This window comes from Segatella maculosa OT 289 (genome assembly GCF_000243015.1).
In the GTDB taxonomy this organism is placed as follows: Bacteria; Bacteroidota; Bacteroidia; order Bacteroidales; family Bacteroidaceae; genus Prevotella; species Prevotella maculosa.
On sequence record NZ_JH594502.1, the window covers coordinates 155910 to 168853 of the forward strand.

7 protein-coding genes and 1 pseudogene are annotated in these 12944 nt (G+C 50.5%); 4 read left to right on the forward strand and 4 right to left on the reverse strand.

Going from position 1 to position 12944, the window contains the following annotated elements; translation table 11 throughout:
* Window positions 1-195 precede the first annotated feature (195 nt).
* From HMPREF9944_RS04780 to HMPREF9944_RS04790, 3 genes and pseudogenes are all read left to right on the forward strand, one after another.
* Window positions 196-1023 (forward strand): annotated as a pseudogene (locus HMPREF9944_RS04780) (SusF/SusE family outer membrane protein); the annotation flags it as partial.
* A gap of 102 nt (window positions 1024-1125) precedes the next feature.
* Window positions 1126-2577 carry an alpha-galactosidase gene (locus tag HMPREF9944_RS04785; protein ID WP_044113371.1) on the forward strand — a complete coding sequence of 484 codons (1452 nt, stop codon included), beginning with the start codon at window positions 1126-1128 and terminating at the stop codon, window positions 2575-2577.
* A gap of 191 nt (window positions 2578-2768) precedes the next feature.
* Window positions 2769-4874 carry a glycoside hydrolase family 97 protein gene (locus HMPREF9944_RS04790; RefSeq protein WP_406674625.1) on the forward strand — a complete coding sequence of 702 codons (2106 nt, stop codon included), beginning with the start codon at window positions 2769-2771 and terminating at the stop codon, window positions 4872-4874.
* Window positions 4875-4924: 50 nt separating this feature from the next.
* Here HMPREF9944_RS04790 and HMPREF9944_RS04795 read toward each other — a convergent pair whose 3' ends face one another.
* From HMPREF9944_RS04795 to HMPREF9944_RS04810, 4 genes are read right to left on the reverse strand one after another with little or no spacing between them, the layout of a single operon-like run.
* Window positions 4925-5401, reverse strand: coding sequence for a hypothetical protein (locus tag HMPREF9944_RS04795; protein ID WP_155814614.1), 477 nt, complete (start codon window positions 5399-5401; stop codon window positions 4925-4927).
* Between the two features lie 38 nt (window positions 5402-5439).
* Entirely contained in the window at window positions 5440-6924 is a 1485-nt protein-coding gene (locus tag HMPREF9944_RS04800; protein WP_008564839.1) for a DUF6850 family outer membrane beta-barrel protein, read from the reverse strand.
* Window positions 6925-6929: 5 nt separating this feature from the next.
* Window positions 6930-8171: a DUF4876 domain-containing protein gene (locus HMPREF9944_RS04805; protein ID WP_008564840.1), complete on the reverse strand. Its 1242-nt coding sequence runs from the start codon at window positions 8169-8171 to the stop codon at window positions 6930-6932.
* A gap of 8 nt (window positions 8172-8179) precedes the next feature.
* Complete coding sequence (locus HMPREF9944_RS04810; RefSeq protein WP_155814615.1) at window positions 8180-10939, reverse strand: TonB-dependent receptor; 2760 nt, start codon at window positions 10937-10939, stop codon at window positions 8180-8182.
* A gap of 312 nt (window positions 10940-11251) precedes the next feature.
* Between HMPREF9944_RS04810 and HMPREF9944_RS04815 the strand changes: the two genes are divergently transcribed.
* The gene (locus HMPREF9944_RS04815) at window positions 11252-12454 is read left to right on the forward strand and encodes a GTP-binding protein (RefSeq protein WP_008564842.1); all 1203 of its coding nucleotides are present in this window, start codon (window positions 11252-11254) and stop codon (window positions 12452-12454) included.
* Window positions 12455-12944 lie beyond the last annotated feature (490 nt).

A 12944-nucleotide genomic window follows, 5' to 3' on the forward strand; every position in this document is an offset into this window, starting at 1 on the left:
TGCGCAAGATGACCTGTTTTGCGCGGCAATATGGCCCATATTACACGCTAAAATGACTGATATTGCGCGGTAAAATGGCTGATATCGCAGGCCAAAATGACTGATATTGCAAACAAGCCTGTGCACCCGGCTTTTCAAAGTGGGTGCGGGCGGCTTTGATTGCAGCACTGAAAACCAACAAAACAAATTCATGATATGAAAAAGATTCACAAATATGGAATGCTTCTTTGTGCCGCATTCCTCGCAATGATGACCTTGCAGTCATGCAACGACGACAAAGATCTCGTCGTTATAACCGAAGAACTGCCCCTGAAGGTGGACCATCTTTACATGGTAGGTGACGCAACACCCGCCGGATGGAGCATAGATAACCCCACGCCCTTGGTGAAAGACAAGGCCAATAAGTTTGTTTTCACCTATCATGGTGTGCTGAAAACGGGCGAAATGAAGTTCCCCTTGTCTAAAGGAGACTGGGGAGCAACCTTTATTTATGCCCCGAAAGCCGACACGGAAATCGGTTCCAAGGGCGTCGCAAGCAATGAAATCGACATCCGAAAAGGCGGCGACGACAACAAATGGAAGGTGACCGAGCGGGGCATTTACACCGTTTCCATAGACTTGCGCAGTCGAAAAATCAACGTTGTCTACGAGGGTGCAGAGCCCGTAGAACCTATTCTTACCGAGTGGCTCACCTTCATCGGCGATGCAACGCCATGGGGTTGGAACAACAATCCGGCCGTGATGACAAAGTTCAAGAAGACGTCTGCCGACCCACTTCAGTTCACTTTCGAGGGCAAACTCAATACGGGCGAGTTCAAAATTGCCTATGACAAGACTGATATTCCAGCCTGGAGCAACTATATTCAGGCACCCCAAGCCGGTGTGACTCTTAATCATGAGGGCGTTTCCAAGCAGGGAATGACCATCGGAGGGGCCGACAATAAGTGGAAAGTGACAGAGGCCGGCACATATAAGCTTGTGTTCGACCTGACGAAACACACCATCACCGTGGCCGCTTTTTCTGCTTCATAAGTATAAAGAAACTATAAAAGGGGACTTCTCTACACCTTATTATATATAAGGGGCACAGGGAAGTCTCCGCGAAACGAACAACATAATCGAACAATGAAAATGAATATGATTGCCGGTTTGATGCTTGCTATGATGCTGACCGGCTGCAACAGCAATGAATGGGACGTGACAAGCGACCTCACTGTAGACCGTGTTGACCCCACAATCGGCCTTTCTCCGCTGGCCGAACAGCAGGGAATGGACTACGCACCGCTCTATTGGAGCGTCTACGGACAGCTGCGTCAACAGGAAAAAGAGGGCTCGTTTCCCAACATCTTCACCGAGGCCGACTGGGACAAAGCCATCGATTACGTGGCAACCAACCTGAAACCCTACGGCTACGACATGCTCGTGACCGACGGATTTGCCTCGATGAGCGGTGATAATGGCTACATGACGCGCTACAGTCGCACCAAGAAAGACGAGCATTCCCCTGAAGTAGAACTCTCGACTATCATTGAAAAGCTACGCAAAAAGGGCCTGAAACTCGGCATTTATGACAGTCCTTTCTGGCTTCACTACACCAATCCCGATGCCTTGATACCGGGAACGAAGTACACTGTGGGCAGTCTTCGCTACAATCCCAAGACAGATACCGACGTACTTCACCCCACAAAGGACGACAAATTTGGCTGGGTGGTCACCGACCATCCCGGTGCCGAGCAGTATTTCGAGGGCTTCTTCAAGCACTATTCCAGCATGGGTGTGAAGTTCATTCGCATGGATTTCCTCTCATGGTATGAGGATGGAATGAACTATACCGACCAAATCGACCGTGGATATGGCCGCGAACGCTACGTGAAAGGACTGCAATGGATCAACAAATATGCCCGGAAATACGGTGTATATGTATCGCTTGTGATGCCTCATCTCAAGAATAATGCTATCATGGAACGCTATGCCGGCAACATGATTCGCATTGATGCAGATGCCTTGGAGGGCTCTTGGTATCGCTTTTCCGATAATAATCGTGGCACACTTCGCGGCGGTTGGCCCAACTCTGAGAATGCTTTCGACGGCTTCATCAATTGGTCTAAGATTTCAGGACACAGGAAAGTGCGGCTTGACGGCGACTTCATTCGTATCGGAAGTTATGCAAACGATGCCGAAAAACAAGCGGTCATCTCGCTTCCTTTGATGGCCGGCAGTCCACTTTCCGTGACAGATATGCCCACAGGACACGACCTTTCCTTCTTCCAAAACAGCGAGATACTGGCCTTGCAAAAGGAAGGTTTCGTTGGTCAACCGCTGGCCCGTGACCTCTGGAGCACCGATGGTGAGATATGGTATGGTCAAATGAAAGACGGCTCTTGGGTCATTGGGCTCTTCAATCGTGGTGAGACTATGGCACAACGCACGCTTGATTTCTCTCGAATCGGGCTGTCCGGACGGTGGAATATGCGCGACCTTTGGAAGCATTCCAATGAGGGGACGGTCAGCGAAAAGGTTGAGGTTGAGGTGCCGGGGCACGGTTGTAGGATTCTGAAATTGACCAAAGTAGGCTGAACGGACAAGAGATTGCCGTTCGTCGGCATTGACATTATACACAACACACTTATATTTTGCTTTGATTCTTGCGCCATCGAACTGGTCGGGGCGCACGTTCGGCGGGGAAGGAGCGCCTTCTCCGCCGACAAACAAGAATGAAAAAAACAAAGAATATGAAAAGAAACAAATTCTGCATTGTCGTTGCTGCGATGCTCTTCGCTTGCTCTTCGGTCCTGAAAGCACAAACGGTGAAGTCGCCCGACGGCAACGTTGTCCTCACTTTTGCGCTGAAAGAGGGCGGAGTTCCCACTTATGAGTTGCGCTATAAGGACAAAACGGTGATCAAACCATCGCGTCTGGGGCTTGAACTGGCGCGTGACAAGCATGCCAGCAAGGGCATGGAAGAAACCGACCTTATGGACGGCTTTGTTGAAACGGGCCATAATATCTCCTCGTTCGACGAGACTTGGAAGCCTATATGGGGTGAAACGGCCACCATTCGCAACCATTATAACGAGTTGGAAGTGGCCCTCAATCAGCCAAGCAGCAAGCGCAACATCGCGATTCGCTTCAGGGTCTACGACGACGGTATGGGCTTTCGCTACGAGTTTCCACAACAACGCGAACTCAACTACTTTATCGTGAAGCGCGAACGCACCCGCTTTGCCATGGCAGGCGACCACACGGCGTTCTGGATTCCCGGAGATTACGACACACAAGAGTATGAAACGCAAATCAGTAAGCTCTCCGAGATACGCGGATTGATGAAGACTGCCGTCACCGAGAACTCGTCTCAGACGCCATTCTCGCCTACCGGCGTGCAGACTTCCCTGCAGATGAAGACTGCAGACGGCCTGTATATTAACCTTCATGAGGCTGCTTTGGTGAACTATCCCGCCATGCATCTCGACTTGGATGACAAGAATTTCGTCTTTGAAAGCCGGCTTACACCCGACCCAGTGGGCAATGAAGCCTATGTACAAACGCCGTTCAACACGCCTTGGCGCACCGTTATCGTTAGCGATGATGCCCGCCGAATGCTCGCAAGTAATCTCATCTTGAACCTCAATGAGCCTTGCAAACTGACCGATACCAGCTGGATTCACCCTACGAAATACTGTGGCGTGTGGTGGGAAATGATAGCAGGTGGCAAGCCATGGAGCTATACCGACGTTCTTTCCGTGCATATCGGCATCACGGACTATACGAAAGTGAAGCCCAATGGCACGCATCCGGCCAATACAAACAACGTGAAACGCTACATTGACTTTGCTGCCAAGAACGGTCTTCAGCAGGTTTTGGTCGAGGGATGGAATATCGGTTGGGAGGATTGGTTCGGGCATTGGAAGGATAATGTCTTTGATTTCGTGACACCATATCCCGACTTTGACCTTGCCTACCTCAACGAATATGCCCACTCAAAGGGTGTGAAATTGATGATGCATCACGAGACTTCGGGCAGTACTCTCAACTATGAGCGACACATGGAAGCCGCTTATACGCTGATGAACAAGTATGGTTACGATGCTGTGAAGAGCGGTTACGTAGGCGATATGATACCTCGTGGCGAGTATCATTACAGTCAAAGCATGGTGAACCACTATCTCTATTGCGTCAAAGAGGCTGCCAAACACCGCATTATGGTCAATGCTCACGAGGCCGTTCGGCCCACCGGACTGTGTAGAACCTATCCCAATCTCGTTGGAAACGAGAGCGCTCGCGGCACAGAATACGAGGCTTTCGGTGGTAATGCGCCTTATCATACGGTGATACTTCCCTTTACTCGCCTGCAAGGAGGCCCCATGGACTACACTCCGGGCATCTTGGAAACGAGGCTGAACAAGTGGTGTGGCAACCAAAGCTACGTGCATACGACGCTCGTCGGCCAGCTTGCACTCTACCTAACCATGTACAGTCCACTCCAAATGGCGGCCGATTTGCCGGAGAACTACGAGAGGTATGACGACGCATTTCAGTTCATTCGCGACGTAGCCTGCGATTGGGACGACTCCAAATACATTGAGGCTGAACCGGCACAATACATCACCGTAGCCCGAAAAGCAAAGGGAACGGACAATTGGTTCATCGGTGGAAAGTGTGACCAAAACGGACATCGGAGCGTCATCAAGCTCGACTTCCTTGACAAGGGCCGCAAGTATGCTTGCACAATCTATGCAGATGGGCCCGGAGCCGACTACGAAAAGAACCCCTCGGCCTATGTGATTACGAAGAAAACCGTGAAGCGTGGCGATACGTTAAGGCTTACTATGGCCCGCGGCGGTGGCTTCGCTGTGAGCCTGATGGCCGAGAAATAAAGTTTTCCCCACCTGCTCGGGCATAAAGGGAGGAGAAAACGATGTCTTTTCTACCGACGGTTGCGTAGTTCGTTCTTGTCGATGACTACGTAAACCGTATCGACCACGCGGCCTTGGCGGGCACCGCTGAGCCGCTTGGCCACGTTGGCAAAGTCCTTGTCAAGCACGGTTACGTCGTCAACAAAGTAGTTGGTCTCGCCCCGATTGCTGAAGATATTCTTGAGTCCCCACACGGAATGATACTTGATTTGGACCTTCCAGCCCTCTACTTGCGCCCGATAGAGCAGTTTGATTAGGCTGTCTTGGTCCGTGCGGTCGTTGTCGAAAGAGAACGAAAAAGGTTCACCGCTGGTGTTCATTCCTGTTTGTGTGAGGTTTAACCGGCCTTCCCAACTGTCGTAAATCACCCCTTTCTTGGTGAATTCTATTAGGTTCCCCACTTTTTCTCCTCTGGAATAATTCTCCTTACAGCCGCCCAATAGGAAGCAAATCGCGGCAAAAAGCGTGTAGATAAACGTTTTCTTCATGTTCAATAGCATTAATGTTGCTGCAAAGATAATAAAAATCAAAGTGTAACGCCCACCGAAAGCTCGAAAAGATTACGCTGATGTCGGGTGGAGAAAGTCGTGTGTTGGAACTTCGCTTGCATGAAAATCGTGTTGAAGGGCTTGCCGATTGCATAGTCATAGCGTACGTCTGCCTCACTCATCCATGCGTTACTGGAGAGCATTTCGTAATTGTCGGTCAGCGTTGGCAGCTGTTGCGGGAAGGCATTTAGCTCCGAAATGGAGAGCGATTTGTGCAGGTTGGACACGTTAGCAGCCGAAATTCGGGCTGTCAACAAGCCTGTTTGGTGTTGCAACATGGCCTGAAAAGCGAGCTTAGGTATCAGTGAGGTGAGACTCATTTTGCGTACGGGCGTCTTGTAAGATTGCCGATGATGGCACAGCATGAGCGACGGAGTGGCCGACAAAGTCCATGCTCCGGCCGTCCATTCCTGTGAGGCTTCGGCCGTAATATGGGCCGTCACAGCTTTGAACGGTTTTGTGATGGCGATGCGATGATAGTTCTGAATGCCGTCGTCATAGATGTTTTCGCTTCCTTCCCTGCTGCTGTATGCACCGCTTAACAGGGCATAACGGCGATCGGACCGCCATGCGATTCCGCCCCGATAGGTCCACACTTGCAAGTCGTTGATGGGCGCATTATTCAGTCCGGAGAGCTGTTTTTGCAACTGACGCCGCTCTGCATAGAGCATGATATCAAAGCCATGGCCCGTCGGTTGCAGCGTAAGACCGGCCCCGAAAGTGTGTCCCGTGTAATAAGCCTGCCCCAATGTGCCCGCAAAACGATGGTAATGCATGTTCATTCCCGACATCTGATAGAGCAACATCGTGCCATAAGGGTTCATAAAAGCGATGCTCTGCTCCTGCGAATAATGCTGCCAATGCAGGTAAAGTCCGCCGGAATAGCGGCTTGAAAGCGCTCTTGAGGCCCCCAATGTGAGGTTTACGAACAGGCTGTTATCCTTGGGTCGTGGGTCGGTGTCGCGGTAATGCAAGGCCGATTGATAGGCGGCTTCTACCCCATAGCTCCACTTTCGGAAGCCTTGCGCATAGCCCAGACGGAATGAATAACGCTCGGCTTCCATCTTTCCGCCTACACTGTCGGCTGTCACATAGGGATAAACGGTCAGGAAATCAGCTGTCTCGTTCCACCGAACATCATTGATATGCCTTCTGTTATAGCCCGCATGGCCCCATGCAACGCCGTGTTTTCCCATCTTTTGATAAGAGGAAGCGTCGAAAGCACCGGCCGTGTGGCCCCTTCCCAGTTGTGCAATCACGGCCTTGTCTGCATGGTCTGTAGAGAATGTTCCGCGCATTTCGGAGAACGATTCGCCGTAACGTGTGCCGGCAAAAGCTGGGTTTTGATAAGTTGGAAACGCCTTTCCGCGTGTGTCGGAAAGGCGTTGTTGCAGTCCTTGCTGTGCTTTCCCGACCGTAGAAACGGCCAGAAGCACAGCTAAAAGACCTGTTTGAAGTTTCATCTTACTTATTTAAAAATGTAATAGGGGTCTGCCTTCACCATGCTTTCAAAGTCGTTGGTCGAGTTGTTGGTGTCGATTAGCTTGCCGGTTTTCTTATCGAACTTACGACGCACGGCCTTTCCATAACGACTTTGATCGTCTTCTTGCACAGAGTTATAGGCAAATCCGGCATCAAGTGCACTCGAAGCGCAGAGCCAGGCCTGCACCGTTTTCTGCGGACGCATGTTCACACAATCGGCAATCCAGCTGTTGGGAACCATGAACCCTGTGTTATCCATATCCACAGAAAGACCTTCATAAACAAACTTATAGCTGTATTTATAGACATAATCCGTCAGGAATTGCTCTACGGAAACCTTATTGTCGTCTCCGAGATAGCCTATTGCATAAGTTTTCACGCCACGTCCGTGGGGTGCCCACAGCCCAACAGACTCGCCATCCATTGTAGTGATGAGCTTAATCAGATTGGGTACGTCGGTATCTGTGTCTGCCCCGTCCTCCGAAGCATCATACCATTCGAAGTCGGCCTTGGCCAAATTGAAAGAATTTTTGTTGTTTTTCGTATGGTCAAGTCCCACATCTACCAACAGAATACTCTTGCCCGGAGCCACCGGATGCTCCTTTCCTGTGCCCGGAACCATGTAGGCCACGTCGATAGTAAAGGCCTTATCGCGTAAGTCGGGCGTGTAGTTATGCGGGTCATCATTGGTGAATGCGCTCTCGAAAAGCACCAATCCGTCGGCATAAAGTGTCTCGTCAGAATTGTTATAGATGCGGAAATACTTGTCACTCTCATAGCTATCGCCATCCGGAGTTTTTGTTCCAGAGACAAAAATCTCGGCAAACACGAAGCCTTGCTTGACCGAAACGACCTCAGCAGCGAGCGAGATGGCCACCTTGCCACCGCTTACCGAGACGGCATTCTTCACCGCCCGGAGATGCGAGGTGATGGTTTTTCCGTTCACCTCGTAGGTCAATTGACCGACAAGTGTGATATTGTAGAGCCCGTCATCAACGGTAATCGTTGTACTGCCATCAAGGGGATACTCGATCAAACGGCCCGTATTGACATTGTAAAAAGTGACCTTTGCGCCCGTGACTTTACCCGTTTTGAGACCTTCAGGCACACTGTAAGTGAGGGAAACTTGACTCTGCGGTGTCGTATCGTCACTGTCACCGCACGATGATAAGAACGAGGTTGCTGCAAAAAGCAACAAGCCTGCTGCGAAAAATTTAACTTTATTCATGTCTGTTTTTATAATTGAATGTTTAATTCCATACCGAAATAAGGTGTGAAAACTCGTCTGACGATGAAGCCATCGACCTCATAATCGGGAGCAATATTCAGCAAACGGTCGGCGAAAAAAGCGAGCGTGGCATAGCGCCCAAACCGCTTCGAAGCCTTAATATTCAGGCACATGTAAGCCCGCTCGCGCTGTATCATGTCGGCGTTCTTTTGATTTCCGAGAATCAACCAGCGCTTATAGAGGTCTGAGGCATCTGCATCGGTGTAAGCATGTTGGTTGCCTTCGACATCGACATAGGCTACGGGGCGCGGCAATCTTGACGGCGCACGCATCCTGCCCAGCCAGAAACACTCGGCCGTAGCCGAGAGAATGAGTCCCAACTTGTCGAGGTAAGTATCGGCAATGATGTTGGATGAGAATTGGTCTTTCACGTAACCGCTGCTCCATTCATACAATCCGATGAAACGATTGCTTATCGTTATGCCGTTGATTTGGCGGAAAGAACCCGCATAATACTCGGGTGCTGCGGTGCCATATGTGCTGTGAAACCATGCTCCGTTGATGGTCAGACGCGTATTGATGAGGGGAACTCGTGGCGAAGCATACTGAAATTCGATGCCTTCTTTGACGATAACTGTTCCATTACCTGTGACAGTTGTGGTGCGAAGAAGCGTGTCCATGCGATATGGAAGTGCCTCCAATGCAGGCGGAGCCGTCAGCTTTGAGCCGTCAATTCCTGATGTATCGTAACGCTTATACGTGAGCATCGGAATGATTTGTTGGGTGCTTCGGAAGCCGTCATTCATCTTTTCGTGAAAATAGGTCACGTAGAATTGATGGTTGTCATAGCTGCCACCGAGTCGCAATTCCACCTTATTATTATGGGCAGGACGCAGCCCGTAGTTGTTGGTATCAATCGTATAAGTGCGTATGTTCACCCGCTTCAGCTTCTCATTCTTATTCCAATAGTTCAGTTGGACGAAGTCAAGATAACGCTTTTCGGGGTAAAGTTCGCCCATGGTTGGCATCTTACTCATGCGTCCCCAGCCTGCCGAAGCATAGAGTTTCAGCCGTCCAAGTGACGGAAAGTCCCACAGAAAGTTGACTCGGGGGTCACAATATAGCTTGCCATGCATGGCAAACGACGCGGCAATACCGGCCATCGTGGTGCCTCTAATGCCTGCCATGATTGTCAGAAGATGCTTACCCAAGGGCAAAGAAACCTCGTCTTCGGCATAGAATGCAAGGAGGTTCGTGGCCGGAATGTCCTTGAATGCACGTGGACGACGAGCAGAAGTGCCGTCCAATGGACGTCGGAAATCATACACTTGTCCATCACCAAAGTTCTTGTTATATTGCCATTCGCCACCCAAGGTGAGCTGATGTGTCAGCTTACCCATAGTAGTTTGTAACGCCGTTTCAAGTCTTAGATTAGAATAAAAAGGCAATCCTTTCACCTGATGTCGTGCGATATAGGTTGCCGGAAGGTAGGAAGCATCATATTCACCATTCTCTTGTTCGAGTGGTGTATGCGTATCTCGGTCTACCGAAACAAACTTTGTTTGGTCGATTTTGTCGGCAGAAAGACTCGTTGAGTAGGCCAAAGAGATCAACCGAAGCAGGCTTTCGGCTTTCGGACGATAGCGCAATGCCGTGCTTAAACCACCGTGATGATAGGCCGAGCGATACTTGTCTTCAAGATGAATCTGCACTTCGGGGTCGGTCTTTACATTGTCGATGTTACCCGAATAGTCTGCCGAAAGGTCCCAATAGAGGTGACTTCCGCCGGCAAACGACCAGAACTTGTGGAGCCGAGAAGAGAAGTTAAGGCGGCTGTAGGTCTCAAACTTGTTACGCGGGTCGGCCATCGAGCGGAAGAAACCGCCGTCGGTATTGAGCATCCAACCATGGCTGAGCGAGAAACCTTTGCCCATCGAGAAGAGTTTTCCATATTCATCGGCCTTCATTCTTGCCTCGAATGGACTCGCTGTTTGCTTGCGACGAATGTTCACAAGTCCGCTTGTGAGGTCGCCATACTTCACGGATGGAATGCCTCGCACAACCTCTACGGACGCTATATTGTCCGTCGAAAGCGTGCGCATATCGACCCCATACGCGGCATAATTGCGCTTGTCGTCGGCCGAAGTGCCTCCCGCAATGCCCTGCATGTTGGCATCTGTGCCCACAGGAGCACCGTCGATAACGAACTTGGTGCCTAAACTACTGATAGCATAATCGCTGCCCGACATGCCAACCTCGCGCAAACGAATCACATTTGCTCTGTTGGTATGCGGTGTAGACGTGCTTCCTCCGGGTAGGAGACTCAGCAAATCGGAGAACGAGGAAGGTTGAAGATGCTGCATGGCCGTGCGATTGATGACCGTCGTTGCAGTCAGCCCCTTCTTCTCAGAGGCCGTGACAATCACCTCGTTCAGGCTCAATGCCGACGAGGAAAGGCCGATGTTGCATCGTCGGTCGGCCCGTACATGGACCAAACTGTCGACGGCTTCGTAGCCGATGTGGCTGACATGGAGCCGATAAATTCCTTCGGCAAGATTGTCGAAGCGATAGTCTCCCTGCGTCGTTGATAGCTGTCCCGAAAGGAAATTATCGTTGGAAAAGAGCTGAATTGTCACGAAATTCAACGCCTGACCGTCAGCTTTGTCGGTTATTTTGCCTTGAAGAGCGAACCGACCCGCGGGCGGCGAGGCCTGGATACCGAAAATGTTGCAGAGAAATATACCTATGAGAAATTGTTTAACTCGCATGCCGTCATGAAAAGCGGCTGCAAAAATAGGCATTCCCGTGAGATTGCACAATACTCAAAACTTGGTATTTCCCATTTCGGGCCGAGCGGAACGGGAGCCCACGACAGCGCCTTTGCTGCGCATAGGGTCGAGATAAGGAAAACGAGGCTGGGCGCAGAAAAATGCTCTTTTCTGTTCATCTTCAGCTGTGCCGCGTCGTTTTACCGTGAATATGATGCACAATCGCTGCAAAGTTACGCATTATTGATAATTTTTTATACCTTTGTATGCAATTTCTGCATAGTAACTATAATTTAAGAGAGGAAACAAGAGATGAACAAGAAAGAAATTCCGGTTTTACTGCTCACGGGCTATCTGGGCAGCGGGAAAACGACGCTGGTGAACAGAATCTTATCGAATAGGCGCGGTATCAAGTTCGCGGTCATCGTAAACGACATCGGCGAGGTGAACATCGACGCCGATTTAATAGAAAAAGGTGGAATTGTGAACGAAAAGGACGACAGCCTCGTCGCCCTACAGAACGGTTGCATCTGCTGCACGCTGAAAATGGACCTCGTTAAGCAGCTGCACGACATCGTCAAGATGCGAAAGTTCGACTACATCGTCATTGAGGCCAGCGGCATCTGCGAACCGGCGCCCATCGCCCAGACGGTTTGTTCCATACCGACCATGGGACCGGAATACATCAAAGATGGCATTCTCAGGCTCGACTGCATCGCCACCGTAGTCGATGCGTTGCGAATGAGAGACGAATTCGGAAGCGGCGACGCGCTCGTGCGGCAGGAAATCGGCGAGGAAGACATCGAGAACCTCGTTATCCAACAAATCGAGTTCTGCAACATCGTCCTGCTCAACAAGGCCGCCGAGGTGGAGCCGCGTGAGCTGGCACGCATCAAGCACATCATTCGCGCGCTGCAGCCAAAGGCAGAAATCATCGAATGTAACTACGGCGACGTGGACCTCGACAAGCTCGTCAACACCGGCCGCTTCGATTTCGACGCGGTAGCGACCTCGGCCGCGTGGATTGACGAAATTGAGCATCATCACGATGAGGAAACGGAAGTGGCTGCGCATCACGACCATCACGACGACCACAACCACGAAGCGGGCCATCATCATCACCACCACGAAGGGGGCGAAGTGGAGGAGTATGGCATCGGGACCTTTGTTTATTATCGCCGCAAGCCGTTCGACCTCGTGGGCTTCGACGAATTCATCGCCACACAATGGCCCCGGACCGTCATTCGCTGCAAAGGCATCTGCTGGTTCAAGGATGAGCCGCAAACCTGCTATGTCTTTGAGCAAGCCGGCCGCCAGATGGGGTTACGTAACGCCGGACAGTGGTATGCCACGATGCCCGAAAAAGAACTCGAGGCGCTCAAGGCGCGCGAAGAGGGGCTGCGTCGCGACTGGGACGAAACCTACGGCGACCGCATGCAGAAGCTCGTTTTTATCGGCCAGCATTTAGATAAGGACGAGATTTCACGTCTGCTCGACGCGCGATTGGTGGATTGAAAAGCCCACCCCCAACCCCTCCCGAATAAGCAAAAAAGAGGAGGAACCCACCCCCAACCCCTCCCGAATAAATGAGAAAGAGGGGGGAGCCCACCCCCAACCCCTCCCGAAGGGGAGGGGAGTGCAAACTGCATACAAATAATTTGCTGTAAATTTAGTCTCTCCCGTATTTGGAAATAGCGGGGGAGATTTTGTTTTTTGTTCCCGCATAAAGGTTTTTTGTTTTCTAAGTTTTTAGAAACATTGTCGCAAAATGTTTTTTATTTTATAAATATTTGGAAATGCTGTCGCAAAATGTTTTTTACTTTCCGAGGCCTCGGAAATACAATTACAATATGCATTTTTGCTTTCCGAGGTCTCGGAAATATAATTTCAATATGCATTTTTACTTTCCGAGGCCTCGGAAATGTAATTTCAGTATGCATTTTTATTTTCCGAGGCCTCGGCAGAGCTGTTGCAAAATGTTTTTTAAGAAACGAGGCCTCGGAAA

Excerpts from the sequence above, each read along its gene's own strand:
- HMPREF9944_RS04785 (WP_044113371.1), top strand. The coding sequence starts at position 1,126 with ATGAAAATGAATATGATTGCCGGTTTGATGCTTGCTATGATGCTGACC.
- HMPREF9944_RS04790 (WP_406674625.1), top strand. The coding sequence starts at position 2,769 with ATGCTCTTCGCTTGCTCTTCGGTCCTGAAAGCACAAACGGTGAAGTCG.
- HMPREF9944_RS04795 (WP_155814614.1), bottom strand. The coding sequence starts at position 5,401 with ATGAAGAAAACGTTTATCTACACGCTTTTTGCCGCGATTTGCTTCCTA.
- HMPREF9944_RS04800 (WP_008564839.1), bottom strand. The coding sequence starts at position 6,924 with ATGAAACTTCAAACAGGTCTTTTAGCTGTGCTTCTGGCCGTTTCTACG.
- HMPREF9944_RS04805 (WP_008564840.1), bottom strand. The coding sequence starts at position 8,171 with ATGAATAAAGTTAAATTTTTCGCAGCAGGCTTGTTGCTTTTTGCAGCA.
- HMPREF9944_RS04810 (WP_155814615.1), bottom strand. The coding sequence starts at position 10,939 with ATGCGAGTTAAACAATTTCTCATAGGTATATTTCTCTGCAACATTTTC.
- HMPREF9944_RS04815 (WP_008564842.1), top strand. The coding sequence starts at position 11,252 with ATGAACAAGAAAGAAATTCCGGTTTTACTGCTCACGGGCTATCTGGGC.